This window comes from Candidatus Merdisoma sp. JLR.KK006 (assembly GCF_036941035.1).
Taxonomy (GTDB): Bacteria; Bacillota; Clostridia; order Lachnospirales; family Lachnospiraceae; genus Laedolimicola.
Map to the genome: position 1 here is coordinate 190728 of NZ_JAYMNS010000005.1, position 25516 is coordinate 216243.

The 25516-nt window shown below is 45.3% G+C and carries 29 protein-coding genes and 1 tRNA gene; 6 read left to right on the forward strand and 24 right to left on the reverse strand.

Features of this window, described 5'->3' with window-relative positions:
* Nucleotides 1-29: 29 nt before the first annotated feature.
* From VSQ61_RS06500 to VSQ61_RS06510, 3 genes are read right to left on the reverse strand one after another with little or no spacing between them, the layout of a single operon-like run.
* Nucleotides 30-851, reverse strand: a complete 822-nt coding sequence (locus VSQ61_RS06500; RefSeq protein ID WP_334343632.1) for a GTP pyrophosphokinase — start codon at nt 849-851, stop codon at nt 30-32.
* A 39-nt stretch (nt 852-890) separates the two neighbouring features.
* On the reverse strand, nt 891-1550 hold the full coding sequence (locus tag VSQ61_RS06505) for a M23 family metallopeptidase (protein ID WP_334343633.1): 660 nt from the start codon (nt 1548-1550) through the stop codon (nt 891-893).
* A 40-nt stretch (nt 1551-1590) separates the two neighbouring features.
* Nucleotides 1591-3039 (reverse strand): aminoacyl-histidine dipeptidase, encoded by a 1449-nt coding sequence (locus VSQ61_RS06510; protein WP_334343634.1) that lies wholly within the window; start codon nt 3037-3039, stop codon nt 1591-1593.
* Nucleotides 3040-3169: 130 nt separating this feature from the next.
* On the opposite strand from VSQ61_RS06510, the gene VSQ61_RS06515 reads away from it, so the two are divergent.
* Entirely contained in the window at nt 3170-4003 is an 834-nt protein-coding gene (locus VSQ61_RS06515) for a transporter (protein ID WP_334343635.1), read from the forward strand.
* Here the strand turns inward: VSQ61_RS06515 and VSQ61_RS06520 are convergent.
* The 18 genes from VSQ61_RS06520 to VSQ61_RS06605 form a co-directional block, all read right to left on the reverse strand.
* Nucleotides 3984-4556, reverse strand: coding sequence for an ATPase (locus VSQ61_RS06520; RefSeq protein WP_334343636.1), 573 nt, complete (start codon nt 4554-4556; stop codon nt 3984-3986). The two genes, VSQ61_RS06515 and VSQ61_RS06520, sit on opposite strands and share 20 nt — an antisense overlap.
* An 85-nt stretch (nt 4557-4641) precedes the next feature.
* On the reverse strand, nt 4642-5133 hold the full coding sequence (coaD, locus tag VSQ61_RS06525) for a pantetheine-phosphate adenylyltransferase (protein ID WP_334343637.1): 492 nt from the start codon (nt 5131-5133) through the stop codon (nt 4642-4644).
* A gap of 2 nt (nt 5134-5135) precedes the next feature.
* Complete coding sequence (gene rsmD, locus VSQ61_RS06530) at nt 5136-5690, reverse strand: 16S rRNA (guanine(966)-N(2))-methyltransferase RsmD (RefSeq protein ID WP_334343638.1); 555 nt, start codon at nt 5688-5690, stop codon at nt 5136-5138.
* A gap of 4 nt (nt 5691-5694) precedes the next feature.
* Nucleotides 5695-6936 carry a glutamate-5-semialdehyde dehydrogenase gene (locus VSQ61_RS06535; RefSeq protein WP_334343665.1) on the reverse strand — a complete coding sequence of 414 codons (1242 nt, stop codon included), beginning with the start codon at nt 6934-6936 and terminating at the stop codon, nt 5695-5697.
* Between the two features lie 28 nt (nt 6937-6964).
* Nucleotides 6965-7540, reverse strand: a complete 576-nt coding sequence (locus VSQ61_RS06540) for a 5-formyltetrahydrofolate cyclo-ligase (RefSeq protein ID WP_334343639.1) — start codon at nt 7538-7540, stop codon at nt 6965-6967.
* A gap of 29 nt (nt 7541-7569) precedes the next feature.
* Entirely contained in the window at nt 7570-7800 is a 231-nt protein-coding gene (locus tag VSQ61_RS06545) for a DUF896 domain-containing protein (RefSeq protein WP_334343666.1), read from the reverse strand.
* Between the two features lie 178 nt (nt 7801-7978).
* Nucleotides 7979-8848, reverse strand: coding sequence for a patatin-like phospholipase family protein (locus VSQ61_RS06550; protein WP_334343640.1), 870 nt, complete (start codon nt 8846-8848; stop codon nt 7979-7981).
* A gap of 116 nt (nt 8849-8964) precedes the next feature.
* A complete protein-coding gene (locus VSQ61_RS06555) occupies nt 8965-9414 on the reverse strand; it encodes a hypothetical protein (RefSeq protein WP_334343641.1) in 450 nt (149 codons plus the stop codon).
* Between the two features lie 124 nt (nt 9415-9538).
* Nucleotides 9539-11209 (reverse strand): putative polysaccharide biosynthesis protein, encoded by a 1671-nt coding sequence (locus VSQ61_RS06560; protein WP_334343642.1) that lies wholly within the window; start codon nt 11207-11209, stop codon nt 9539-9541.
* Nucleotides 11210-11241: 32 nt separating this feature from the next.
* Nucleotides 11242-12363 (reverse strand): DUF3048 domain-containing protein, encoded by a 1122-nt coding sequence (locus tag VSQ61_RS06565; protein WP_334343643.1) that lies wholly within the window; start codon nt 12361-12363, stop codon nt 11242-11244.
* A 13-nt stretch (nt 12364-12376) separates the two neighbouring features.
* Nucleotides 12377-12877 (reverse strand): rRNA maturation RNase YbeY, encoded by a 501-nt coding sequence (ybeY, locus tag VSQ61_RS06570; RefSeq protein WP_334343644.1) that lies wholly within the window; start codon nt 12875-12877, stop codon nt 12377-12379.
* On the reverse strand, nt 12855-13862 hold the full coding sequence (locus tag VSQ61_RS06575; protein ID WP_334343645.1) for a PhoH family protein: 1008 nt from the start codon (nt 13860-13862) through the stop codon (nt 12855-12857). The genes ybeY and VSQ61_RS06575 overlap by 23 nt, the downstream gene beginning before the upstream one ends.
* The gene (locus VSQ61_RS06580) at nt 13819-13947 is read right to left on the reverse strand and encodes a hypothetical protein (RefSeq protein WP_334343646.1); all 129 of its coding nucleotides are present in this window, start codon (nt 13945-13947) and stop codon (nt 13819-13821) included. The genes VSQ61_RS06575 and VSQ61_RS06580 overlap by 44 nt, the downstream gene beginning before the upstream one ends.
* Nucleotides 13944-15182, reverse strand: coding sequence for a sporulation protein YqfD (yqfD, locus tag VSQ61_RS06585; RefSeq protein ID WP_334343647.1), 1239 nt, complete (start codon nt 15180-15182; stop codon nt 13944-13946). The genes VSQ61_RS06580 and yqfD overlap by 4 nt, the downstream gene beginning before the upstream one ends.
* Entirely contained in the window at nt 15176-15436 is a 261-nt protein-coding gene (locus VSQ61_RS06590; protein ID WP_334343648.1) for a YabP/YqfC family sporulation protein, read from the reverse strand. The genes yqfD and VSQ61_RS06590 overlap by 7 nt, the downstream gene beginning before the upstream one ends.
* 86 nt (nt 15437-15522) lie before the next feature.
* Complete coding sequence (locus VSQ61_RS06595) at nt 15523-16740, reverse strand: zinc-dependent alcohol dehydrogenase (RefSeq protein ID WP_334343650.1); 1218 nt, start codon at nt 16738-16740, stop codon at nt 15523-15525.
* Between the two features lie 51 nt (nt 16741-16791).
* Nucleotides 16792-17331 (reverse strand): DUF2284 domain-containing protein, encoded by a 540-nt coding sequence (locus tag VSQ61_RS06600; protein ID WP_334343651.1) that lies wholly within the window; start codon nt 17329-17331, stop codon nt 16792-16794.
* 91 nt (nt 17332-17422) lie between these two features.
* The gene (locus VSQ61_RS06605) at nt 17423-18409 is read right to left on the reverse strand and encodes a diaminopimelate dehydrogenase (protein WP_334343652.1); all 987 of its coding nucleotides are present in this window, start codon (nt 18407-18409) and stop codon (nt 17423-17425) included.
* A 180-nt stretch (nt 18410-18589) separates the two neighbouring features.
* Between VSQ61_RS06605 and VSQ61_RS06610 the strand changes: the two genes are divergently transcribed.
* The 3 genes from VSQ61_RS06610 (at nt 18590) to VSQ61_RS06620 (ending at nt 21279) form a co-directional block, all read left to right on the forward strand.
* Nucleotides 18590-18662: transfer RNA gene (locus tag VSQ61_RS06610), tRNA-Ala, on the forward strand.
* 178 nt (nt 18663-18840) lie between these two features.
* On the forward strand, nt 18841-20133 hold the full coding sequence (locus VSQ61_RS06615; RefSeq protein ID WP_334343653.1) for an ATP-binding protein: 1293 nt from the start codon (nt 18841-18843) through the stop codon (nt 20131-20133).
* 108 nt (nt 20134-20241) lie between these two features.
* On the forward strand, nt 20242-21279 hold the full coding sequence (locus tag VSQ61_RS06620) for an AAA-like domain-containing protein (protein WP_334343654.1): 1038 nt from the start codon (nt 20242-20244) through the stop codon (nt 21277-21279).
* 374 nt (nt 21280-21653) lie between these two features.
* On the opposite strand, the gene VSQ61_RS06625 is transcribed toward VSQ61_RS06620, so the two are convergent.
* Nucleotides 21654-22046, reverse strand: a complete 393-nt coding sequence (locus tag VSQ61_RS06625) for a hypothetical protein (RefSeq protein WP_334343655.1) — start codon at nt 22044-22046, stop codon at nt 21654-21656.
* Between the two features lie 652 nt (nt 22047-22698).
* On the opposite strand from VSQ61_RS06625, the gene VSQ61_RS06630 reads away from it, so the two are divergent.
* Nucleotides 22699-24090, forward strand: a complete 1392-nt coding sequence (locus VSQ61_RS06630) for an MATE family efflux transporter (RefSeq protein WP_502877021.1) — start codon at nt 22699-22701, stop codon at nt 24088-24090.
* A 9-nt stretch (nt 24091-24099) separates the two neighbouring features.
* Here VSQ61_RS06630 and VSQ61_RS06635 read toward each other — a convergent pair whose 3' ends face one another.
* On the reverse strand, nt 24100-24396 hold the full coding sequence (locus VSQ61_RS06635; RefSeq protein ID WP_334343657.1) for a hypothetical protein: 297 nt from the start codon (nt 24394-24396) through the stop codon (nt 24100-24102).
* A gap of 172 nt (nt 24397-24568) precedes the next feature.
* Between VSQ61_RS06635 and VSQ61_RS06640 the strand changes: the two genes are divergently transcribed.
* Nucleotides 24569-24850, forward strand: a complete 282-nt coding sequence (locus VSQ61_RS06640; RefSeq protein WP_334343658.1) for a helix-turn-helix domain-containing protein — start codon at nt 24569-24571, stop codon at nt 24848-24850.
* Nucleotides 24851-24976: 126 nt separating this feature from the next.
* Here VSQ61_RS06640 and rlmH read toward each other — a convergent pair whose 3' ends face one another.
* On the reverse strand, nt 24977-25456 hold the full coding sequence (gene rlmH / locus VSQ61_RS06645) for a 23S rRNA (pseudouridine(1915)-N(3))-methyltransferase RlmH (protein WP_334343659.1): 480 nt from the start codon (nt 25454-25456) through the stop codon (nt 24977-24979).
* Nucleotides 25457-25516 lie beyond the last annotated feature (60 nt).

Below are 25516 nucleotides of genomic sequence, written 5' to 3' on the forward strand. Positions count from 1 at the left end.
CTTATATCCTTTTCCTTTGTACTGCCTGATTAAGTGATTTTGGTGGTTTCTGATAAAGCCTGTGCCCGATAACCCTCGGCGATCATATCCAGCTGCTTGTCAAACCGTTCCAGCTTCTCAATATCATTCATGGCATAAATCCGGTAAAATTCATCCTGAATCTTCACAATCTCCCGTTTATTGGCCACATTATAAAGATTCTGAATATTATTCAAAATATCCGCCACAATATTCGCCTGAATCTGGAAAGAAATCTGCGCATCCATTATCTCACTGCGCACATTGGACATCTCATTATCCAGTACAATAATCGCATCTGCCGCATTCAAAAGCCGCTCCCTAATGTGCTCCGGAATATTCCGCTTATACTTATACTGGAGAGAGTGCTCCACCGTAGCCCAGAAATTCATGGCCATGGTTCGGATCTGCACCTCCATCTGAAGCCTCCTTGGACCCTCTAAGGTATCCACTTCATAGAAGATAATCATATGATAGCTGCGGTAGCCGGAGGTCTTCATCTGTCGGATATAATCACGCTCCTGCTTTACTTCCATATCCATCCGGTTTCGTATAATCTCAACCACCCGATCAATATCCTCTACAAACTGGCATATAATCCGAATACCTGCCAAATCTACGATCCGATCCCCGATCCGCTCCGGAGAAATCTTTTTCTTCTGGCATTTATCCAGAATACTGGCAATGGTTTTCACTCTGCCCTCTACCCGTTCAATGGGACAGTAGATTCCTTTGTCCTTATGCTCTTTTATCAAATGGTTAAACTTTGTTGTCACTTCTTTAACGGCAAGCTCGTAAGGATTTAATATTTCCCGCCATAATTGTATTTCCATTTGTAATCTCCATTCCTTTTCTGCCGCAGTATGACTGCCTCAGTAAGAACAGCGCAGCTTGCTCTGTTCCAGATATTTCAGGAACCAATAGGGATTAACTGCCAGCTCACGGATTTCTTCTGTACGTATGTAAATCCCAAGATGCAGGTGCACGTCAAACTTTCCGCTGGTCCCCTCTTTAACTCCGTAGCCAGTATCGCCCATATATCCTAAGATCTGCCCGGCCTTTATCACATCCCCCTCCTTAAATTCCTCTGCATAGGAACTAAGATGGGCATAGTAAAAGTATACATCATGAAGGCTTCGGATACCTATGCGCCAGCCCCCTTTTTCCAGCCAGCCAATCTTTTCCACTACCCCGTCGCTAATGCTTACCACCGGATAGTAACCGGCCTTTTGAATCCCGGCCATCAGATCCGTCCCCTCATGTCCATAGGAGCCGCCGTAAGTACGCTCAAACATCCAGCTATTTTCATAGGCAACCACAGCCTCCTCATTCTCTGTGGATTCAGGCACAGGAAAATAGACCAGATCCTTCCAAATATTCTCATACAGCTCGTAAAACTCTCGAGCCTGTTCTTCTGCTTCTGATTCCTCCTTAACCGAATGAGTCATTTCCTCCATCCGGACAAGCTGGAATTGAATCAGAAAACATACTGTGATAATCAGTAACAGATAAGAAGCAATTGACAGCCGCATATGCGCTCCACTTTTTTATACTCCATCCATTACTATATGCTTAATGAAGCTCTTTTAGAACCTCCAGGACAAATTCATATACACGTTTTACGGAAGAAATGCTCAGGCGCTCCTTAGGCGTGTGAATATCATACATATTCGGACCGATGGAAACACAGTCCAGACCTTTGAGCTTTCCGCTGAAAATGCCGCACTCCAAACCGGCGTGAATGGCCTCTACCTGGGGTTTTTCCCCATACAGCTTTTCATAAATCCTTACCATAGTATCCCGAAGGACAGAATCCTTCTTGTATTCCCATCCGGGATAGGAGCCGGTTTCCTCATAGGTTCCTCCCAGAAATTCCACGCAGTGACGAAGCCTGCTCCCCAGAGCTTCCTTTTCTGTCTCTACAGCGCTTCTCACACTGAAAACCAGATAAGCTTCCTCCTCCATAAGCTTTAAGGTTCCCAGATTCAAAGAAGTCTGCACCAAATCCGGAATCTCCATGCTGTTCCTCTGAACGCCATTCGGAACCATGTGCAGAAGATAAAGCAGCTTCGACGCACTTTCCGCTTTCAAAGCCTTTCCCTTTTTTCTTCCCTCTGCTTCAAAGGAAACGGTAACTTCCGGATCACTTGAGGAATATTCTTTCTTATAAACAGCATCCCATTTTCTTAGTGCCTCTGTAAGTTGTTTCTCCTTATCCCCGCCTATATAGATCTGAGCTTCCGTTCTGCGTGGAATCGCATTGTCCATCAAGCCGCCGTCTAAAGCGCCAAGCCGAAAATCCAATTCACGGGAAAGCTCACAGAGCAGCCGTCCCATCAAAATATTGGAATTTCCGCGCTCTTTGTGAATCTCCATGCCCGAATGTCCGCCCAAAAGGCCCTCCACTGCAATCCGGAAGCTTAGACCTTCTACAGCCTCATATGCCGCAGGCAGAATGCACTTGCTCCGCATACCCCCTGCACAGCTTACAGTAAAAATTCCTTCCAGCTCCGAATCAATATTAATCAGGCGCTTTCCCTGAAGACTGCTCATATCCATAGCATTTGCGCCTAAGAGCCCTATCTCCTCATCTGTGGTAAACACACACTCCAATCTGGGATGCGCAATAGACTCATCATCCAAAATTGCAAGAGCCATGGCAACTGCAATTCCGTCATCGCCGCCCAGAGTGGTTCCGTTAGCCGAAAGCAAATCCCCCTCCACTATGAGATCTAATCCATCCTTCGCAAAGTCTATGGGATTATCTGCTTCCTTCTCACAGACCATATCCAGATGTCCCTGAAGAATCACCGTAGGCGCATCCTCATAGCCTGCGGAGGCTTCCTTCACAATCACTGCATTCCATGCCTCATCCTGCCATGCAGTCAGTCTATGCTCCTTCGCAAATTCCATGCAGTAGTCGCTGGCACCTTTTGTATTGCCGGATCCATGGGGAATGGCGCACAGTTCCTCAAAATACCGAAATACTTTCTTCGGTTCAAGATTTATTAATTTGCTCATAAGCTGCCTCCTGTCTTTCATATATATGAATATGATGAAAAAAATACTTTATTTCTCCGTAATATTGATATTGCTGGCGTTCCTTCTCCTAGACCCGGTTCATGGAGTAGCTGCCTCAAAAGCAGGGCTTATGCTGTGGTTCCACACTCTGGTACCTACCCTTCTGCCTTTTTTGATCCTGTCCAATCTTCTCATAGCCATAGACGGAATTGCATACCTGACGCGCTTCCTCTATCCTGTCCTCCACAGGCTCTTTGGCTGTTCCAGAAACGGCTGCTTCTGCCTTGCCGCCGGCTTTCTGTGCGGATATCCCATCGGTGCCAAGCTTGCAGGGGATCTGGTACGGGAAGGGCGCATCACCCTAGAGGAAGGAAATTACCTTCTTACCTTCTGCAATAATGCAAGCCCGGCCTTTCTTGCAGGCTATTGCCTGACGGATTCCTTAAAAACTCCGGAGCTTCTGCTTCCTACTCTGATGCTGGTCTATGGCGTTCCCCTCCTGTTAGCTCTTTTTTCCCGTCGAGGAAGAAGCTTTGAAAATCTGACCGCAGAAAATAAGACATCCCGATCTCAAATCAGCTTCAAAATCGTAGATGTCTGTATGATGAACGGACTGGAAAGTATTCTGAAGCTTGGGTGTTATATCATCCTGTTTTCCATGCTGGCAAGACTTCTGATACGGATCCCCTGTCCGTCTTCCTCTGTAACCTACCTGAGTGTGGGACTTCTGGAAATGACCAATGGGATTGCTCTGGTTACATCCGATCTGTCCCTTCCGGTTCTTATGCGGTATCTCTCTGTTCTGTGCTTTCTCTCCTTTGGAGGGCTCTCCGGCGCTGCCCAGACGGAAAGCATGATCCTGGACAGCGGTTTATCATTTTGGAACTATCTCAAAGCAAAGCTTTTGACAACCGCCTTTGTTGTCTGTCTTGCTACGGGGTATTTCATTCTTCCAGGTCACTGAGCTCCTCTTCATTCAGGGCCGGCGCCAGCTCATTGCGGTTATTAGCCAGAATATCGCTGAAACTGCGTAAGGACCCCATCATACTCTCATACTTTGCCATATGGCTTTCCATAGTCTTATGAATCAGGTTTTGGAGATTGCCAAGCATATCATCTGTATAGTGCATGGCCTGCATCCGAAAATTGTTGGCCTCTATGGTTGCCGCATCCAGCTTCCGCTGAGCCTCCGCCTCCGCCGCTGCCATAATCTCATTTGCCTGAATATACGCCTGCTGCATGATCTCGTGCTCGTTGATCAGCTCGGAGGTATGTATATTCGCCTCCTTGATAATGGCATCCGCCTTTGCCTGTGCATCCGCAAGGATAGCATCCCGGTTGGCAAGTACCTTCTGATATCGCTTTATCTCCTCCGGGGTCTTCATTCTAAGCTCCCGAAGAAGTTCCTCGATCTCTTCTTTATTTACAATGATATTGGTCTTCGATAATGTCTGCGGCTTGCAGCCATCAATATACTCCTCAATTTCTTCAATAATCTGTTCGATTTTGCTGCTCATGCTTGCTCTCCTTTTCAAGATCTATGCCTCTGTTCCTTCTAACCAGCGGCACCCTTCTCACTGAAAACTCGGGTCTTATACTAGCTTACCCCTTTGGCAATATTTCCATCCGCTCCTGTATCTTTTTTTCTACATAAGGAGGTACAAAGGCAGAAATATTGCCTCCAAAGCCTGCCACCTCTTTTACGGTTGTAGAGCTTAGATAAGCATACTCCAAGCTGGTTGTCAGGAATATGGTATCCAGATCCGGACTCATAATCCGGTTAGTCTGTGCCATCTGAAGCTCGTAATCAAAATCGGTAATGGCCCTTAATCCCCGGACAATTACACGAGCCTCACACTCTTTTGCAAATTCTACTAACAGCCCTGTAAAGGATCTGATTTTCACGTTTGGGTATTCCTTTGTTACTTCTTCTAACATCTTAACACGTTCTTCCACAGAAAACAACGGAGATTTTGCACGATTATTCAAAACACCCACTACCAGTTCCTCCACAACCCGGGAGGCACGCACAATAATGTCCAGATGTCCGAAGGTTACCGGATCAAAGCTTCCTGCATAAATTGCTCTTACCATCCTTATCTCCTGTATCTTAAAAATAAATGCTGATTCGTCTTGTAATTTTTTATCTTCCACGGGGCAAAGCCGCTGTCCTCTATCCAGTCCATATCACTGTCCTTCGAGGTCTCCAGTATCACCATAGTATCTTCATTCACCAGTGAAGAATCACGAAGAACCGCCAATACCTGCTGCTCCAGCCCCTGATTGTAGGGGGGATCCAAAAAAATGATGTCAAATGCAGGCTCCCCCTTAAGCTCATAAAGGGCAGCCACAGCATCCTTAAACAGCACCCTTGCCCGATCGGAAAGTCTGGTAAAGGAAAGATTGTCCTTTACACAGGCCAATGCCTTTTTTTGGTTTTCTACAAAAACAGCCTCTTTAGCCCCTCTGCTTAGAGCTTCGATACCGATGGAACCGCTGCCCGCAAACAGATCCAGAAACCGGCAGCCGGGAATATCCTGCTGAATCATATTGAACAATGTTTCCTTAATGCGATCTGTGGTTGGACGGGTACTCAGCCCCTCAATGCATTTCAGAGGAAGGCTTCTGGCCGTTCCGGCAATCACTCTCACAAGCTTACCCCCTTATCTGTCCTGTTCCGTAAATCTCATATTTGTAGGAAGTGAGAGCTTCCAGTCCCATAGGACCTCTGGCATGAAGCTTCTGCGTGCTGATCCCAATCTCCGCTCCAAAGCCAAACTCAAAACCATCCGTAAACCGGGTGGATGCATTGACATAGACTGCCGCTGCGTCCACTTCCCTTAAAAACTGCTCTCCATGAGCCTTGTCCTCTGTAATAATGGCTTCTGAATGCCCGGTATTGTAACGGTTAATATGGGCAATGGCCTCCGAGATGCTGTCCACAATTTTCACAGAAAGAATGTAGTCCAGATACTCAGCTCCCCAATCTTCCTCTGCAGCCTCTTTCATGGATACCACAGCCCTGGCCCTGTCATCTCCCCGAAGCTCCACCTGTTTTTCCTCCAGTTTTTGGGCAAGCATGGGAAGAAAAGCATCCTTCACCTTCTCATGAACCACCAGAGATTCACAGGAATTGCACACGCCAATACGCTGAGTCTTTGCATTGAAAACAATCCTAGCTGCCATATCCAGGTCTGCTGCCTCATCTACATAAATATGACAATTGCCTGATCCTGTCTCAATCACAGGAATGGTACTGTTCTGAACTACTGCGGCAATAAGGCCTGAACTTCCTCTTGGAATCAGCACATCAACATAGCGGTTCAGCTTCATAAAGGCTGCCGCTGTCTCCCTGCTGGTATCTTCCAAAATAGAAATGGCGGCAGCCGGACAGTCACATGCCAAAAGTGTCTCCCTTAAGACTTCTACAATGGTTTGGTTGGAATTCAGGGCATCGCTTCCGCCCCGAAGCACCACCGCATTGCCTGTCTTAAAGCAAAGGCCAAAGGCATCTGCCGTCACATTGGGCCTGGCTTCATAGATAATTCCGACAACCCCCAGGGGCACACGTACCTGACGAATCTTAAGTCCATTGGGCGGTGTGTGCTCCTTCATCACCTGACCAACCGGGTCCGGCAATGCTGCAATCTGTACAAGTCCCTCTGCCATGCCCGCTATCCGCTCCGGCGTCAGCAAAAGCCGATCCAGAAGTCCGGCTTTCATACCCTTTCCCCGTCCTCTGGCCATATCCTTCTCATTTGCCGCAAGTATCCGCTTTGTATGCTTTACCAGCTCTGCCGCTGCCTGCTTTAAAACCTGATTCTTTTTCTCTTCTGACAGGGTACGAAGAAAGGGCTCCGCCTCCTTTGCCTGCTGTCCAATCTGCTCCAATAACATCATAATAATTCTCCCATTTTCAGTTCCGTTATGTAAGTACTCTCTGCTCTGTCACTACCTTTTGGGGCCGAATATCAAATTCTTCAAAGGGAACTTCCTCTTTCACCTGAAATTCAAAGGCCAGCGCAACCGTAATAAGTCCCGGATGCTTTTCCAGAAACCGATCGTAAAAGCCTCCTCCGTACCCTACCCTGTGCCTCCGGGGATCAAACGCCACACCCGGCATCAAAAGCAGAGCATCCTCTGCTTCTGCCGCCTCGCCCTCCCTGGGCTCCTGAATACCAAAGCTTCCCTCCTCCAGGTCCTCTTCAAAGGAGGTAATATAGTAAAACCGCATCTCCTGTCCCTGAACCTTCGGCACTGCCACACGCTTTCCCTCTGCCCATGCCGAACGAATGAGATCCCGTGTCTCTACCTCATGTTTACAGTCCATATAGGCATAAAGAATCTCTGCCTTCTGATACTCTGAAAGCTTCAAAACCTGTTCCGTTACAGACCGGCTCATTGCATGAATCTCATCATCCGTTCGGGCTTTTCGAAGCTCTCGGATCTCCTTTCGCAGCAGATTCTTCTCTTCTTTTCTGTCAATATCTTTTTTTTGCATCTTTTCCTCTTTCTGACACACCTGATGCGTCATTTTGCAGATTTGGAAGTTTTGCTTCCAAACCTGTCTCCCAGATTGGTAATGCTTCCATCTGCTTCCTTAATATCAATACGGTCCAGCTGACCGCGAAGATTCATCCGAACTGCCTCAATATATTCCCGGCGAAGCTCTGCCTGCTCCTGCTTCTCCGCCTCCGTGAGGCCCTCCGCCTTGGAGCAATGATAAAGCTCATTGATCCGGGCTATCTTCTTCTCATCCATCATCTTAAGTTTCCTCCTTTTTAAGTTGCTGCGCAACAGCACTAAATGGTAAAGTCACTTCAGCGCACACCTATGAGAGAAACTTTCATTCGAAAGTGCACTCATGAAAGTTCCTCTCGTGCGCTTTCGCAACTTTACCGTCCAGCAGAAAATATTTCTGTCAAACACTTGACATTTCTTAGCTGGACTTATCTGGCTCCCAGCCCAGATAGCTTACAGCCTTAGAAAATATATCCTCTGCATATTCATAACCATGGTTATAGAAAGCAGTCAGAACTGCCACATCATCTTCTGTATTCTTCACCACCGGAACCTGGGGCCGAATCACAAATACCCGCCCCCTGCTTTCCAGCTCTTCTAAAAGCTCCATGGTTCGGTTGTAATAGTAAGCCCGGTTCTTAATAGCCCGAATCAGATAGGGATACTTCTGGTACATAATCCTTGCTATCCGGAGGGACTTTCTGGCCGGCGGCTTCCGGTAACCCTCCTGTCTGGTGAGAATTACAATGTTTTTCTTCACCCCGTCATAAAGAGCCTTTCGGATAGGAATGGAATCTGCCACGCCTCCGTCCAGCATGGGAATCCCGTCTACTTCCACCATGGGCGAGACCACAGGAAGACTGGAGGATGCCCGGCAGACTGTCATAAGCCTTGCCCTATCTCTGTCTTCCGTAAGATAAGCCGCCTTTCCTGTAAGACAATTGGTCGCTGTCAAGATGCAGGTCTGTCCCGAAGAAAAATAGGTATCATAATCAAAAGGTATAATTTTATTAGGAAATACATCAAAAATCAAATCCATATTAAAAAGGCTGTGGTTCCGAACCAAATATTTCAGCCCCACATAGCTGCCGGCCTCCAAAAAGTCGATGGTACAGGTTTTCATTCTTCCCGGCTGATGGGATACATAATCTACTGCATTGCAGGCACCGGCTGACACGCCAATCACATAGGGCAGATACAGCTTCTGTTCCATAAAGTAATCCAGCACTCCTGCCGTGAATACGCCTCTGGTTCCGCCGCCCTCCAATATCATTCCTGCTCGTTTCATCTCACATACGCCTCCAATAATTAAAGGCCAAAGCCCTGGTCTGTCCATGCCCGAGTAATCTGCCATGGGTATATGAACACTTCTAATTTACACCATAACCAAAAGAATAGCAAGTTTTAACTGGAGTAATTCTCCAAAAAATCATAAAGCTCGCCTTTTCCGGAAAGCCCCTTTCCCCTTCGCACCTCTTCCTTAAGTTCCTCCGGAAGAGCCTCCATGGTAATCTCCGTCTCATCATAAAGGGTCTTCCTATCCTCAAGGTAGATATTTACATAACCTTCCTCTTCCATCAGATAATAAACCTCTTTTTCAGTATCCGCCCGAACTGCATCCGCTTCTGCAGCTGCCTCCTGCCGGTATTCCTCCCACTCGCTTTTTTCCTTTTCCATCTGTACCAAATCTTCGCCGCAAGCCCAGAGTTCCTCCTTAAGCGGCTGGGCTATGGGGGCTTTGAGATGCATTTGTTCCTCCGCCAGAGCCTTTTCCGAATACAGAGAACCCGAATAATAAGCCAGTCCTCCCAGAATCCCTATGGTCAGAAGACCTGCAATGATCCTCTTTGTCATAAAAAAATCCTCCTTATTGTCCACGCACATCCCCGAAAAGGGCTATGACAACAGCATTTTTTGCTATTTTCCATAGTATGGACAAAAAAGGAAGATCTTATAAAGCTTTACATGAAAACACCTGTCAAAGAAGGCGCATTTTTTTCAATATTCTTACAAGTACATGGCCCTTCGGAAAAGCCCGAAGCTCTTTCTCTGTAATTCCCCGAAGAAGCAGCATAAAAAATCCATAGATAAAAACAGCCAGAACAATACATACCAGAGCTGTGGGACGAGGGCCTATGAGCTCCTCTAAAGACATGGAAAGCAGCCAGCATGAAAGCCCCATAATGGTCGCAGATACTATAGGAATCAAAAAAGTACGCACCAACTCCTGCCGATACCTAAGATGCTTTCGAATTGCCAGTCCATTCAAAATACACATCATCACTGCAAAAAACAGATAGGAAATAACCACGCCATAAATGTGCAGCTTAAATACTTGAACCAGTACCACCATCAACCCCAGATGAAGCACCAATGAAATCAAAGCATTGCGCACAGGAATCTGCATCTTATCAATTCCCTGCAAAATTCCGTTGGTCAGGGTAGACAAGCCATAGAAAATCACAGCCATGGAGCCTGCTATAAATAGCTTTGGCGCAATGGGATCTGTATTCCAGGAAAGCAGGTTTAGAATCGGTTCTGCCAGAGCCGTAAGCCCAAAGGCACTGGGAATGCAGATAAACATCACCATGCGGATGGCCCCATCCGTCTTTTTGCGCATCTCTTTGCAGCTTCCTTCCATCCGTGCCCGGGTGAGAGCCGGAATGGTTGAAGCCGACAGGGCGGATGCTACAGCAATGGGTACATTGGTCAGCAGCTTGTATTTTCCCACATAGATTCCCCAATAAACCTCAACCGTAGATTTTTCTACTTCCTGCACATCCAGCATCAGATATTTGAAAAGCCCCTGATCCAGAACACCACTGATATTATAGACTGCTGTACTCAAAATAACCGGAACAACGGTCAGTATCAGAAGCCTGAAAATTGCTCCGTAGCTCTCCCTGCGTCCTGTGCGATCCCGGCGCATCTGCCGCTGCAGCACACGATTGTACATGAGCATTACAAGGATCAGAAAAATAAGGCCTGCAAGAGCCCCCATACTGGTTCCCAGCGTGCTCCCTGCCGCCCCATAGATAGGACCGCTTCTGCCATCCGTAATCCCGGCTTTTTCATCTAAGGATACGCCGTACCGGAACAAAATACTGGCCGCAGTAATGCTTACCGCCGCATTGAAAATCTGCTCAATTACCTGAGATACTGCTGTAGGCATCATGCTTCCCATGCCTTGGAAAAAGCCTCGAAGCACACCCATGACAGCAAGAAAAAATACTGCGAGAGCCAGAACCTTAAGGCTCAGCTCACTCTCCGGCGTATTCAGAAGATTTCCCGTGAAAAATCCGGCTCCCAGATAAGTGACTACAGAGCCTGCAAGCCCCACCACAAGGGCCATATACAGGGCGCCCCTGAAGATGCGGTGAGCATTCCGATACTGTCCAAGAGCCGCTTTTGCCGAAACCAGCTTGGAAACGGCAAGAGGCAGACTATAGGATGAAATCAGCAGAATAATATTATAGATCTCATAAGCCGCAGAATAATAATCATTGCCGTGATCCGTAATAATATTCGTAACCGGAAGGCGGTAGAGCATGCCAATGATCCGGCTTAAGATGGAGGCCGCTGCCAATATACTGCCCTGCATTATGTAATTGGAGCGGTTCTTCGTCTTTGTCTTTTTCTGCTTGCTCATATCTGCCCTTCCATCGGCATGTTGTACAAAATTTATTGAATTACCACTTCATCTGCATAATCCTTCCAAACAATGCAGATAAAAGTTTTTCCGTTATTCAGTACAACTCTATTATTTTCTTTATCGTAATACCGAGCCGGAGATCCCAGTCCTTCTGCAGTATTCCAATATCCTTCAATCATTTTTCCATTTGTAAAAACGATACACTCATTATTAAAAGACTGGCTTGCAAAGTGAAGATAATCATTTTCATCCAGCACTGCGCCGTCGCAGTATTGGAAAATCACATTGGTCACTGCCACCTGCTCTCCCGTCAGCTCATCTATATGGGGATTGCCGTAGCTGGAACGGTAATACTTCCGATCCTCTGAATTGTACTCAAAGGTCGCCTTTACACCTCCGAAGCCATTCGCTCCGCCGTTGCCGCCGGGCTGGAGGAAAACTGCGTCCGGATAGTCCTCATATTCCTCAATCTCCCCTATAGGGGCAAAGGTGAACTTTCCGGAATAATCCTCCGGCATCTTCATATCATATCCCTTCTTCTCAATATCCTTGTGAATTCCCTCCGGGAATGCGTACAGGGTATGCTCATATGCTTTTCCGGGACGTGAAATCCTGTCATACATGGAAGTAACCGGATGCTCAATCCCTTTTGTTCCGCCGGACAGCACGTCAAACTCTCCGCTGTTTAAAGATTCCAGCGCATACATGGCCTGTCCAAAGTGTGCGTACACTGCATCATATTCCTGAGCAAAATGCAGGAAATATAAACGGCAGCTCCGAACAGAGCCAATCCGTTCCAGATCATCCCATTCTTCAAATATCCCCATCCACCGGGTAGTCCGCTTCTCTACGGGACATTCATAAATCACACTGGCACTGGTTGGGCCTGACATGGGCAGAGCTGACGCCGCATTGCTCATCATAATAGCCAGAGGACGCCTGTTTCCATATTCTTCATCAATCCATTCGCCGGTAAAATAGCTGCGCACCTTGCCGTCCTTCACTTCCCGGCCATTTGAATAAGAGGTTTCGTCTCCCTCAAAAACCTCATCCTCCGTATTGTATTCTTCCTCATCCGGTTCGTTTTTTTTGCAGCCTGTAAAAACAATTGCGAAAACCAGAAGAAGGAAAAACAACTTTCCTTTTTTCATGTTTTGCATCCTTTCAACGTAAAATATTTAAAGAATGAAGAATAGCTTCCTGCCGGTTCTCCATTTCCTTTGCCTCATCAGGTTCCATATGGTCATAGCCGAAAAGATGCAGCATACTGTGGGTGATCAGAAAGGCAAACTCTCTCTTTTCACTGTGGCCGTACTTTTTCGCCTGTTCACGCATCTTTTCCATGGAAATAATAATATCCCCCAAAAGCAGTTCTCCAGTTTCAGGATTAAAGCAGTCCTGGACCTCTGCTTCTGCCCAGGAAAAATCCGAAGGACTGTCATATTCAAGCATGGGAAAGGACAGCACGTCTGTGGCTCTGTCAATATTCCGGTATTCCCGGTTAATTCTCCGAATCTCTGTATTGCCTGTAAGCAGGAGGCTCAATTCTGCCTCATAAGGGCAGCCCTCGTAATCCAAAGCTGCTTCCGCAATCTTATGCGCCAGATCTTCCAGATCTGTTCCCGGAATCCGAATCTGAATCTCATCTTCTATATTGATTGTCATAAACATCCTTTCTTGTGCCCCTGCGCGCCTGTGATTGTTCATAACTGTCATATGCCTGTACAATCTTTTGAACCAGCGGATGACGCACCACATCCTTGCTGGTCAGAGCGCAAAAGCCAATCTCATCCACCCTGGACAGCACCCTTAAGGCAACCTCCAAACCGGATCTCGTACCGGAGGGCAGGTCTTTCTGGCTGGCATCTCCTGTCACAATCACCTTGGATCCAAAACCAATCCGGGTTAAAAACATCTTCATCTGCGCCGGAGTGGTATTCTGGGCCTCATCCAGAATAATATAAGCATTGTCCAGTGTTCTGCCCCTCATATAAGCCAAAGGAGCTACCTCAATCAGGCCTCTCTCCATATTCTTCAAAAAGCTGTCTGCCCCCATAATCTCATACAGCGCATCATAGAGGGGACGCAGATAAGGGTCTACCTTGCTTTGAAGATCCCCCGGAAGAAAGCCAAGCCGCTCTCCGGCTTCAATAGCCGGTCTTGTGAGGATAATCCGGCTGACCTCATTATTTTTAAAGGCCGTGACAGCCATGGCCATGGCAAGATAAGTCTTGCCTGTTCCGGCAGGACCTGTGCCGAAGACAATCATCCGATCCCGAATCAGATCCACATAGCGCTTCTGTCCCAAAGTCTTGGGCTTGATGGGCTTGCCGTTTACAGTATGGCAGATAAGATCCCGATCTATCTCCGTCAGAGCCTCTTCCTGTCCTTCCATGGAAAGGGCAAGGGCATAATCTACATTCTGTTCCTGTATTATATTACCCCGTTTGGATAGAATTAATAACTGTTCCAAAACCCGGACTGCCTGTTCTGTGCGCTCTTTGGATCCCAGAATCTTTACTGTCCCGTCTCTTGGAATCACAGAGACCTTTAAGGTTTGTTCAATCTTTTTAACATAGCTGTCAAACTGTCCGAATACATTGCGCTCATGTTCTGCCGGAATGTCTATCAGGGTTTCTACAATATTCAAGTTCTGCTGCTCCTGTCTTCTTCATTTCTCTTAAGCTGTGCACACCTCCACAGCTTCCTGCACAAACCTGCTCAAATTCTCTCATTTCTCATCCTCCTCGGAAGGCATGGCCGGCTCATCCAGAATCTCTGCTGGAACGCTACTTCCAATCTCTTCCACTGCCGTAATTGTTCCGACAGCTATGCAGGTATTTGTGCCGACTTCTATTTTAACATTATTTTCAATAATTTGAACCCCCTTTTGTATTAAATTTTCCAAAAATTCATGTAAATTTGCTTCTGCCAGGGCTCTGGCCTCCTCTTCGCTGTAAGATTCTGTATAAATTTCATATTCTTCATAGCATGTGGTTCCAAAGGTCAGCGGCAGATAAAAGTTCTCCGTGAGCTTTAACGGATACTCGGTATTCAGGGCACTGAACCTTTCAAACTTTGGTCTGAGATCCACGGAAATGGTTTTTCCGCCCACTTTTGCATAAATTCCATAGCGCTTTTTTCCCGTAGGATGGCGTTCTTCATGGGAAAGGACAAATTCATCATAATAGGTGTAGGTGGTTCTTGCATACACGTCGGCGTCTGCCGCTGTATACTGATAGCCGGATACCTCTCCGCTGTCATTCAGTATGTCAATGCGGCCCAATACCAGAAGCTGTCCCTGCTCCACCTCATCCCCCACCTGAATCTGGGACACGCCGCTGCGAACCAGAACACTTGTGATAATGCCCTCTCGGGCTGCTGTGATATCCCTTGGTTCCTCTGATCCTGCTTCTTCCTCTATGGGTATACTGTCCATATTTTCCCGAATCCGAATCAAGAGTCGGGTTCCTTTGATTTCTGCAGAAACCCAAATGATGTCAGGAAATTGAATGCGGATCATAGATTGAATCTCTTTACAGTCTACCTTGTCTTTACGCATACCGTGGACAATATGCTCAGATTCCAGGTAGTCCAGTATCACATTGGTGGTTCTGGAATAGTTTCCCTCTATGTGAATATTCCAAATGAACAAGGACATGATGTACAGAAATGCAATGCATAAGGCGATTCCGACCACGAACATTTTCCGATTTCGATAGTGATGCAAAAAAAAGGGAAGCCCGTGCCGCTCTGTGACCAGCAGATGGGCTTTCGTCTTCCTCCGCAGGGGCTTAAGCCTCCGAAAATCCCGGATGCTCAAGTTCATTTCATAATAAGCGCCTTCATTCTGCAAGTCCCAGATCTCAATGTGATGGGTCTTGCAGAGGTTTAAGAAACGCTCCGGCGAGTAACCCGTAAGCCGGATGCGTACATATCCATAAAGGTAACGAAAGAATGAAGTCAGCAATATTTCACCTCCTGAATCTCTCCGGTGATCTTCATTTCGTCATTTGTATAATAGGAAATGTACAGGTTTATCCCGTGTATCTCCAGCTTGCAGGTCTTTGTCTGAATGCGGATCAGACTTTCCGTATATTCAATGAGGCTCATGTAGTTTTCCACATAAGCCTCATGTTTTCCGGTAATGGTTATGATTACCGCGCCGAGCATCAAATCCTTGGGCAGATTTAATGCGTCTGTCATTTCTTCCTTCCAGTTCATTGGTCCCGGACTTTCTCTTTTCCTTACTCTTACTATATGCCTCTCTGCCTGTTTCTATGACGTTATCTGAAAAATCCGGCCGTGTGTTAAGTGTCCTGACAGTCCAGCACAATCTTAATCATGCCGGAAGGACTTTCAATAGCCAGCCGCATAGCATCCTTATAGCGGGACAGAGGAAAACGGTGAGTAATCAGACCGTCAGTCTTGTAAAGCCCGTCACGTATCCACTCCTGCACCAGATCAAAGGTATACAGCCTGCGCCCCTGCCATTCCTCCATGCCGTGAGCATCCACGCCAATGATTTTTAACTCATGCCACCAGATGGGAGTCTCATCAAAGGTGATGGATGTCATGTGATGGCCTACCTTTACCAGAGTGCCTTTGGGACGAAGAAGGCGGCAGCATAGGGTATTGGCCTTTCCTCCTCCGGCGCAGTCATAGATTCGATCAAAGCCGCCGAACATCATCTTGTTTTTATTCATTCCCACATAAACCCGGCTCCCCTTTGTAGCCTTTGCTGTTTCCTCATAGGGATCTCCCTTTAAAATATGATCTGCACCAAAGCGTTTTGCCATCTGCTGCCGTGCTTTTTTTCGGGTTGTTACCCAGATTTCACACTCCGGCTGGATGATCTTTAATGCCTGAACAATTCCGAGCCCAATCATTCCGCAGCCGTAAACAAGGATTTTTTCGCCCTTTTGAGGCGGATCTATCAGCACAGAATGAACCGAGACGCAGGAAGGCTCCAACAGTACCGCCTGATCGTCTGTCAGTTCGTCAAAAATCTTTGTCAGCTGCTGCTCCGGGGCCAAAAACTGATCTCCAAAACCTGCGCCTACATCCGGAAGCTTTAGAGGGCTTGGCTCCCCATAGTTGAGGCAGAGATTGTAGTTGCCTTCTGCGCAGTATCTGCAGGGCGGATGAATATCCTTGTTGCCGCAGCCGGACATATATTCCCGAATCGTCACCCGATCTCCCTTTTTAAACTTTGTTACGGCAGGACCTGTCTCTATGACAACGCCCACGTTTTCATGGCCCAGATAGGTTCTGGCCGAACCGGGAATTGGCTCGAAGGCAGAACTTGTTCCGGTAGTAGCCTTAAAAAAGCTTACATCTGTTCCGCAAAGGCCGCAGGCTATATTTTTTACTCTCAGCCAGTTTGGCCCCGGCAGCGGAGGATTGGGTAATTTCTTATTATATTTTACCCCATTGATGCCTGTGTACAGAAGCGGTCTGCAGCACTTGGCAGCGGCTTTGGTGGCAAGAATCCGGGGGATATCTTTTTCAAAATAAATGGTCTTCATGGGATGTCCTTTCTCTGTCTTTTGAAACAGGATGCAGCATGCAAAAATTGCTTATGTATCTCGGTATAAAATCAAACTGAACCAGGTTACAAGGTTATTTCCATTCATAAAAGCTATGCCGCACTGCTCTGCAAGGCCGGTGACGAGGACTCCAAAGCCTTCCAGACTGGGGAACATTCGCTCTGGGAAGCGGCAGGGGGCATCCGGGTAAGTGCAATGCTCACAGACGGCGCAGGACTCTGTGGATAGAACCAGGACTTCCTGATTCTCTTTTAAAAACAATTCTCTTATCTGACGCGTGATTTTCTCATGCTCTGTTCTGGTGGCCAGCATTCCCTCCAGATCCTCCATATCCGGAACCTCTGTCATAGTGGTAAACAGAAAACCGCCCTCATATTCCTCACAGCGGCTCCTGCATTCCTCTACAGTTCCCACTGCCGGCGGGCAGGACCAGGACCTGCCGTATCGCTGACATTCGGTTTTGCAAATGTGGCGGACTTCTTCCCGAAAGGGGATGTCCTTGATTTGAATAAAGGCATAATCACAAATTGGGTAGGCAGCAATGGCAGATTCGATGGTTTGAAAGGTCATAGGCACTCCTGTCATATAAATGCTTTTCTGTCTGCTTATATCAAAAGCACTCAGCAGACAGAAAAGCAATCCTGATTACAATTTGCGGTTTCTACAGCATGGAAGCTCTAAGCTCTTCCCCGCTCTTGGCGCTTAAATATGCCGGAGCAATATCAAATACGGTTTTGCAGCCATGATCTCCTTCTGCTGAAAGCCGATAAGCGGCCCGGGCGTAAGCTGCAATGACGCTTGAAGTAAATTCCGGGTTGGAATCCAGCTTTAAGCTGTACTCAATCAGGTGATGGTTTTCTTTCTCCCATCCGGTTACGCCGCTTCGCAAGACAAAACCGCCATGGGGAATCCGGCTGTGATCCTGCTTCATTTCTTCTTCACTGATAAAATGTACGGTGGTATCATAATCTGCAAAATAATTGGGCATGGTTTTGATCTCTTCCTCTATCTTTGCTGCATCTGCACCATCTTCCAGTACCACAAAGCACTCTCTGGTATGTTTTTCTCTGGTGCTTAGATCCGGATTCTCACCGGCACGTACGGATGCCAACGCTGATTCTACGGGAATGGTGTACTGCTTGGCATCCTTTACACCCTTGATTCTCCGCACTGCGTCAGAATGTCCCTGGCTTACGCCCCGGCCCCAGAACGTGTAATCCTTCCCTTCCGGAAGAATGACATTGGCATAGAGACGGTTTAAAGAGAACATTCCCGGATCCCAGCCCACGGAAATAATCGTTGTCTTCCCCGCTTCTCTTGCCGCTGCATCTACTGCAGCAAAATGCTCCGGAATCCGGGCATGGGTATCGAAGCTGTCCACTACATTGAAAAGCTTTGCATATTCCGGGGTCTGTACCGGAAGGTCTGTGGCACTTCCGCCGCAGAGAATGAGTACATCAATTTCTTTTTGCCAATTTTTAACCTCATCTACATGGCAGACTTTTGCCGTGTCTGTCAGAATCTTCACATCTTTTGGTTCTCTCCTGGTAAATACTGCCCGAAGTTCCATATCCGGATTCTGGCAAACCGCACACTCTACGCCCCTGCCCAGATTGCCATAGCCTAAAATGCCAATTCGAATGCTCATCGGTGTCATCTCCTTTTTCCTGTTAAAAATATTAAACGCCGAAGATGCTTCTTAATCGTAAAAGCATTCCCGACGCTATCATTATAAACGCATGATATTTTTTGTGCAAGCAGCATCTGTATCACGATTGCAAAAATTTCTCTTGTACTGCTGCACATTTTATGCTATACTTTTAGAAATGGGGCATTGGCGCAGCTGGGAGCGCGCCACACTGGCAGTGTGGAGGTCACGGGTTCGAATCCCGTATGCTCCATTTATTTTTTTGTCTTTTATTCAATAATCTTGAAAAATGTGTCTTTTTATGTCGAATATTATAGAAAAATGTGTTTTTATGTGTCGAAAAGTGTAGAAAAATGTGTTGAATCCAGATTGTAAAACCAAGAAAAATGTGATACATTATAATTATTCCATTTTCAGGAAGGAAACTATAAATGAAACGCAATGCAATCTATGATTTAATAAAATGGAAATCCAGTGAGGACCGCAAGCCAATGGTATTAAAAGGCGCGCGGCAGTCCGGAAAGACATGGCTTATGAAGGAGTTTGGTAAAAACGCTTATAAGAGCTTTACTTATTTCAATTTTGATGAGGAAGAAGAACTGAAGTCAATCTTTGAAACAAACAAAAATCCTCAGCGGATTATTGAACTTCTCTCCCTTATTGACGGAAAGAAAATTCTTCCTGAAGAGACCCTGATCATTTTTGATGAGATCCAGGAATGCCCCCCTGCTCTCAATACCCTCAAGTATTTTAAAGAAAAGGCAAATGAATATCATGTAATCGCAGCCGGAAGTCTCCTCGGCACACTTCTGGCCCAACCCAAATCTTATCCGGTAGGAATGATTAACCTGCTGAATATTTATCCGTTGACCTTTGACGAATTTCTGAATGCCACAGATCCGCCGCTGTATGCATACTACTGCAGCATTGAAAAGGAACAGGATATTGAAACTATTTTCCATAACCGCCTTCTGGAAGCTTATAATCACTATCTTATTATCGGAGGTATGCCTGAATGTGTTGAATCCTGGATAAAATATAAGGATCCGGCCAAAATCCTGCAAATCCAGAAGGAATTGATTGAAATTTATGAAAATGACTTTTCCAAACACAATGGAAAAGTAAACAGCGGACGGATTCTTATGGTTTTCCGCAGTATTGTAGCACAGCTTGCAAAACCAAATGAGAAATTTATGTACGGAGCTGTTCGGGAAGGGGCACGTGCGCGGGATTTTGAAGAAGCTATCGTATGGCTGGTCTCTGCGGGTATGCTGAATCAGGTTTACAATGTATCAAAGATGGAGCACCCTCTTTCTGCTTTTGATAAATCGGATCAATTCAAGCTGTTTCTCTTTGATACCGGGATTCTGAAGGCTATGGCCGGTATTGATAACAGTGCGATTCTTTTAAAAAGCAATTACCAGTTTAAAGGGCCTTTAACGGAAAACTTTGTCCTGCAGCAGCTTCGCGGCCTGTTTGAGGTGGAGCCGCGCTACTATCCGGATAAAAATAATGAAATTGATTTTATTTTACAATATGGAACAGAGATTATTCCTGTGGAAGCAAAAGGCGGCGAAGATAAGTCTGCGCCCTCTTTCAAAAAATACGTTGCAGAGAAAGATCCACAGTATGCTCTGCGTTTCTCGAAGCGGAACTACCGGAAGGACGGAAGGATTACGAATCTTCCGCTGTATCTGGCGCCAAGGACGAGGGAGCTTCTATAGTTATCAGAAAGATTTGTCAGTTGCTTGATATAGCTTTCATCCTGTGATAATCTGATACTATACATTCTCAATCAAGAGTAATACGGCATTTGGAAAGGAGTGTAAATTATGAAACGCTGCTTTAATGTTACAGGCGCATGTGATCCGCAGCTTCACTATATGGTCAACCTGCAGGAACGTCTGGAAAAAATAAAGACTTTAGTAGACAGCGGTGCATATTTTACAATCAGCAGGGCAAGACAGTATGGAAAAACGACCACTCTTATGGCTTTGGCGGATTACTTAAAAAAAGATTATATTGTCATATCTCTTGATTTTCAAAAGTTAGGCAATTTAGATTTTGATGACGAACATATTTTTTCCAAGGCTTTTGCCGAGTTTTTCCTGGCAACGGTAAAAAACCGTTGGAATCCAGTGGAGGGATTCCAACAGAACATTTTAAATGAGCTGTCTGCTGATATTCAAGAAAATATACGCTTTCCTTTACGTAAACTGTTTATTTATCTAAGTGAACTTTGTGGGACAGCAGATAGACCGGTTATTCTGATGATTGATGAGGTGGACAGTGCTGCAAACAGCCAAGTATTCCTTGATTTTCTTGCACAACTGCGTGGATACTATCTTACCCGGAAAAACACTCCTGCCTTTCAGTCAGTTATCCTTGCCAGTGTTTATGATATAAAAAATATTAGTCAGAAAATTCATCCGGGTAATGAGCGTAAAATGAACAGCCCCTGGAACATTGCTGCGGATTTTCATGTAGAAATGAGTTTTTCTAAAATCGGAATAGAAAGAATGCTTAAGGAATATGAAGCAGACCGCCATACCGGTATGAACACTGACGAATTGGCTGAATTAATTGTTGACTACTCTTCCGGTTACCCGTTCCTTGTATCCCGTATCTGCAAACTTACGGATGAAGTTGTAGCAGGAAGTATAGATTTTCCGGACAAAGCATCTGCATGGACAAAAGAGGGAATTCTTAAGGCCGTTAACTTATTATTGTCTGAGAAAAATACCTTGTTTGAGTCTTTGATAAATAAATCAGTTCCCAGCAAACTACCAGTTAAAAGAGCGCATCATAATCATAGGTTGTATAAAATTTATAAATCTTATCATAATATGCTTCACAATTTTCCTCTGTAAGTAGATGCTCCTTATTGTGCATCCATATGAGAATTTGAGAATTTATGTTTTCCCCATAATGTATAATATCCTTATAGTTATTCAAATCACAAATCATATTGAATTCATCAAAAAAAGAAAACAAATATAAGTTTTTATAGGGCAGTAACACTTTGATTGTTTGTTTCTTTTTCCAATTCCAGTTGTCTCTTAAGCATTCTAATTCTTATAAGAATCAAAATCCGTTGTTTTATTTCCTGCTTTTGTAAATTCAAAAACCGAACAGCTATTGTTTAATAAAACCGATTTATTAAAAACATATTTCACATCATTGCATAGCTTATTATCATACAAATATACCGGATATGATTCAAGAGGATACCGCATATTATCCTTTAAATCACCGAGCCTGTTGTAGTCCACCCCCCCCTTATAACCAATTGTATATCCGGATTCGCTTCTACTGCTCGTTCCAGATTTTCATTGATCTCCTTATAACTTCCGCCGGAAAAGGGAATCTTTATAGCATTAATATGGAATAAACCGCCAAATTCTGTTGTTTTAAAATTCTGGACCATTGAACTTCCTGTAATAATCGCATCATATTCAAAATGCTTCACAATTCCATCATTCTGATATCTTTCATCCTGAATCGGATATTCCAGTGAATCAAGCGGCGCATGATAATGAAAATACGGATCAACAACCACCGTAACTGTTCCCAACACTGTTAATAGCAGGAAAACAGAACCCAATACTGCGATACTCCATTTTTTATTTAGATTCATTCTTATATTCCCCTTAAAAGTTAAAGTATAGAAATGTGCTAACTCCGGAAAAAGGAAAAACACACCATACCAGTAAAATCACAGTAAATAACAATTTTGGAATGGTGGGGGTAAATTTTTTCATCTTTTCATATGCATTCTCACAACCCAGAACCAATAAAAATGCCACGATCAAGAATCCGGTCAGGAAAAAATGGGGATACACTTCCAAGATATGCAGTTTTTTATTTAGAAAAAGCAATTCAGGCAGGTTAAAACCGCTTACTATGTCTGCATTCATTTTACCAAAATCTAAACACACGATACAGTTTATCAACCGGAAAGCATTTTGAATACTATCAGCCCGAAAAATCACCCAGGTGACATTTATAAATGAAAATGTCAGAAACCAGTTGAGTGCCGGATGCAGCTTTTCAAACTGTGTTTTATACCTCTCTCTTGTTTAAACGCCGAAAAATTCTATCCCTCCAATGGAATTTTTGTCATTTTATCTTTTACAGGGAAATTAGATTTTTTAGACTTCTCTGATTTTCACAGACCTGAAAATCTTTCCCAAAACCTCTTGCACTCCCGCCGCCGTTTTATTATAATATCGCAGATATAAAAAGAAGCAATGCTCTTCTTAACTTCTGTTAATGCGAGGATGAATATTATGGAAAAAGATATGACAAAAGGCAGCCCGGCCAAAATTATTCTTGGCTTTACCCTGCCCATTTTTATCGGAAATGTATTTCAGCAATTGTACAGCATGGCCGACACCATTATTGTAGGAAAATTTGTGGGAACGCCGGCTCTGGCTGCCGTTGGTTCCACCGGAACCATAACTTTTTTGATTCTCGGCTTCCTTATGGGAATGACCGTAGGCTTTACCGTACTGACGGCCCAAAGATTCGGGGCCGGGGATATGGACGGGATGCGCAAAACCGTTGGAAGCGCCGCCCTGCTTTCTCTGGTGGTTTCTCTGCTTATGACAGCCGGCAGTATGCTTGGCATGCGCCCGCTGATGAAGCTTATGAACACGCCGGAGGATATTTTTGCGGATGCTTATACATACATTATGATTATCTGCGCCGGAATCTTTGCCCAGGTGCTTTACAACCTGCTCTCCTGCATACTGCGCGCCCTCGGCAACAGCAAAACGCCTCTGTATTTTCTGATTCTGGCTGCGCTTTTGAATATTGTTCTGGATCTGGTGCTGATTATCAGCTTTCATATGGGCGTGGCCGGGGCCGCTCTTGCTACCGTGATCTCACAGGGGGTATCCGGTATTCTCTGCCTGATCTATATTATAAGGAAGGTTCCTCTTTTGAGGCTAAAAAAAGAGGATTGGCTCCCCGACGGACATCTGGCACGGATTCAGATGGGGATTGGCTTTCCGATGGCCCTTCAGTACTCCATCACGGCTGTGGGAACGATGATGATGCAGTCGTCCCTGAACCTCCTTGGTTCTATGTCCGTAGCCGCTTTTACGGCCGCAAGCAAGATTGAGCAGGTAGTTACACAGGCTTATGTGGCTCTTGGCACCACTATATCTACCTACTGCGCCCAAAATGTGGGCGCCGGGGATATCCGGCGCGTACGGCAGGGCTTCCGGGCCTCTACCCTGATCGGCTTTGCCTATAGTATTCTGGCTTCCGCCTTTGTAATGACCGGCGGTAAATATCTGACCTATTTGTTTGTGTCGGAGCATGTGACGGATATTATCGGTGAGGTTGATCTTTATCTGAACTGCATCGGCTATTTCTTTATGCCTCTGGTTGTTGTGAATGTCTACCGAAACGGTATTCAGGGTATGGGCTTTGGACTTCTGCCCATGACAGCCGGTATTGCGGAACTGATTGGCCGAGGCGTGGTGGCTGTTATCGCCGCCAGGCAGCACAGCTATCTGGGCGTCTGCCTGGCAAGTCCGACTGCCTGGGTACTGGCCGGAGGGCTTTTGATTGGGATGTATTTTTATATTCTGAAGGTTTATGGAAAAAAACTTGGAACTATGCAGGCGGAAGATACATTGGGAAGAAAAAAACATTCTCCCTGCAACATCTAGCTCAACTTGCTATGCTATCCACAATACCTTCTCCCCGCAAAGCAGGGGTGTATTTTCCTGCTCCTCTACAATCACAGGACAGATACTCTTTTGAAAGTCAGAAGAAGATTTCCGCAGAATATCATCGCAATTCGTATAGTTGTCATAAAGAGCAGAAAACTGTGAAACAGCTTCTTTTGCCAGATTGCTGTATTTTCTCCGAAGAACCGTATATAGATTTCTCTCTTTCGGAATATTGACAGCCCCAACAGAACATGAATATTCCACGGAATGACTTTCCTTTTCCAACAACTCATTCATTAACATACTCAAATCTCCTTTATCTTTTTCCTGTAAACCTCTTACTTTATATTGAGCATATATATATCCCATATATAAATATATCATATATAAATATACCATATATAAATATACTATACAACTCTCAATCTTACAATTAAATTCTGGATAAAATATAATAAAAACCGGAGGTGCCGCCATGCCCAAGAAAGAAAACCCTTTACGCCAGCTTCCTGTCAGTTCAGATGGTTATGGCGATATAAAAATTCACTTAGCTGAAATATTAGAAGAAAAAAACATTTCTCTCAATCAGTTATCCTTTCGCACAGAAATGCAGAGAACACAATTAAGAAATTACAGGGATAGCAAGATACAACGTCTGGATATTGACATTCTGAAACGCCTGTGTTATGTATTGGAGTGTAATCTGACTGATTTGATAGAATATATCCCGCCAGAAGAAACACAGACTCTGCAATAAAACCTACGTTGTAAGAACTTTATTGTCACGAACAGTAAAACCCCATGGAAGCCTCAAACTCCCATGGGGTTAAAATTACAACTCTTATTCTCTTTTATTCCCAAGAACATCCGTCCTCTTTCGCCTTTACTTATGATATGGTTCCCCTTTCATAATCCGAAAACTCCGATACACCTGCTCCAATAAAATCACACGCATCAGCTGATGAGGAAACGTCATCCTGGAAAAGCTTACAGCTTCATCTGCCCGTTCCATCACAGCCTGGGACAGCCCCAGGGATCCGCCGATTACAAAGGCAATATGGCTTCTTCCCTCTACGCCAAGCTGCTCAAGCCTGTGAGAGAACTCTAATGAGTCCAAAGCCCTCCCCTTAATAGCCAGGGCAATCACATAAGCATCCTCCCGAATCACCTTCAAAATCCGCTCCCCTTCACGTTCCAGAATAACTGCTTCTTCTGCCATACTCGCTCCGTCCGGTGTCTTTTCATCGGGTAACTCCAGGATCTCCAGCTTACAGTAGCGGCTTAGCCGTTTGGCATATTCCTTTATGGCCTCTGCGTAGTATTTTTCCTTAATTTTTCCCACCGCAATGCATGTAATCTTCAATAAAGCCTCCTATTCCAGTTCCGCAGGATACAAACTGTACATCCCTCTCAGAAGAAATTC

What these genes read in the sequence shown, in the direction of transcription:
- VSQ61_RS06500 (WP_334343632.1), bottom strand. Translation starts at nt 851, where the DNA reads ATGGAAATACAATTATGGCGGGAAATATTAAATCCTTACGAGCTTGCC.
- VSQ61_RS06505 (WP_334343633.1), bottom strand. Translation starts at nt 1,550, where the DNA reads ATGCGGCTGTCAATTGCTTCTTATCTGTTACTGATTATCACAGTATGT.
- VSQ61_RS06510 (WP_334343634.1), bottom strand. Translation starts at nt 3,039, where the DNA reads ATGAGCAAATTAATAAATCTTGAACCGAAGAAAGTATTTCGGTATTTT.
- VSQ61_RS06515 (WP_334343635.1), top strand. Translation starts at nt 3,170, where the DNA reads ATGCTGTGGTTCCACACTCTGGTACCTACCCTTCTGCCTTTTTTGATC.
- VSQ61_RS06520 (WP_334343636.1), bottom strand. Translation starts at nt 4,556, where the DNA reads ATGAGCAGCAAAATCGAACAGATTATTGAAGAAATTGAGGAGTATATT.
- coaD (WP_334343637.1), bottom strand. Translation starts at nt 5,133, where the DNA reads ATGGTAAGAGCAATTTATGCAGGAAGCTTTGATCCGGTAACCTTCGGA.
- VSQ61_RS06535 (WP_334343665.1), bottom strand. Translation starts at nt 6,936, where the DNA reads ATGTTATTGGAGCAGATTGGACAGCAGGCAAAGGAGGCGGAGCCCTTT.
- VSQ61_RS06540 (WP_334343639.1), bottom strand. Translation starts at nt 7,540, where the DNA reads ATGCAAAAAAAAGATATTGACAGAAAAGAAGAGAAGAATCTGCTGCGA.
- VSQ61_RS06545 (WP_334343666.1), bottom strand. Translation starts at nt 7,800, where the DNA reads ATGGATGAGAAGAAGATAGCCCGGATCAATGAGCTTTATCATTGCTCC.
- VSQ61_RS06550 (WP_334343640.1), bottom strand. Translation starts at nt 8,848, where the DNA reads ATGAAACGAGCAGGAATGATATTGGAGGGCGGCGGAACCAGAGGCGTA.
- VSQ61_RS06555 (WP_334343641.1), bottom strand. Translation starts at nt 9,414, where the DNA reads ATGACAAAGAGGATCATTGCAGGTCTTCTGACCATAGGGATTCTGGGA.
- VSQ61_RS06560 (WP_334343642.1), bottom strand. Translation starts at nt 11,209, where the DNA reads ATGAGCAAGCAGAAAAAGACAAAGACGAAGAACCGCTCCAATTACATA.
- VSQ61_RS06565 (WP_334343643.1), bottom strand. Translation starts at nt 12,363, where the DNA reads ATGAAAAAAGGAAAGTTGTTTTTCCTTCTTCTGGTTTTCGCAATTGTT.
- ybeY (WP_334343644.1), bottom strand. Translation starts at nt 12,877, where the DNA reads ATGACAATCAATATAGAAGATGAGATTCAGATTCGGATTCCGGGAACA.
- VSQ61_RS06580 (WP_334343646.1), bottom strand. Translation starts at nt 13,947, where the DNA reads ATGAGAGAATTTGAGCAGGTTTGTGCAGGAAGCTGTGGAGGTGTGCAC.
- VSQ61_RS06590 (WP_334343648.1), bottom strand. Translation starts at nt 15,436, where the DNA reads ATGAACTGGAAGGAAGAAATGACAGACGCATTAAATCTGCCCAAGGAT.
- VSQ61_RS06595 (WP_334343650.1), bottom strand. Translation starts at nt 16,740, where the DNA reads ATGAAGACCATTTATTTTGAAAAAGATATCCCCCGGATTCTTGCCACC.
- VSQ61_RS06600 (WP_334343651.1), bottom strand. Translation starts at nt 17,331, where the DNA reads ATGACCTTTCAAACCATCGAATCTGCCATTGCTGCCTACCCAATTTGT.
- VSQ61_RS06605 (WP_334343652.1), bottom strand. Translation starts at nt 18,409, where the DNA reads ATGAGCATTCGAATTGGCATTTTAGGCTATGGCAATCTGGGCAGGGGC.
- VSQ61_RS06615 (WP_334343653.1), top strand. Translation starts at nt 18,841, where the DNA reads ATGAAACGCAATGCAATCTATGATTTAATAAAATGGAAATCCAGTGAG.
- VSQ61_RS06620 (WP_334343654.1), top strand. Translation starts at nt 20,242, where the DNA reads ATGAAACGCTGCTTTAATGTTACAGGCGCATGTGATCCGCAGCTTCAC.
- VSQ61_RS06625 (WP_334343655.1), bottom strand. Translation starts at nt 22,046, where the DNA reads ATGAATCTAAATAAAAAATGGAGTATCGCAGTATTGGGTTCTGTTTTC.
- VSQ61_RS06630 (WP_502877021.1), top strand. Translation starts at nt 22,699, where the DNA reads ATGGAAAAAGATATGACAAAAGGCAGCCCGGCCAAAATTATTCTTGGC.
- VSQ61_RS06635 (WP_334343657.1), bottom strand. Translation starts at nt 24,396, where the DNA reads ATGTTAATGAATGAGTTGTTGGAAAAGGAAAGTCATTCCGTGGAATAT.
- VSQ61_RS06640 (WP_334343658.1), top strand. Translation starts at nt 24,569, where the DNA reads ATGCCCAAGAAAGAAAACCCTTTACGCCAGCTTCCTGTCAGTTCAGAT.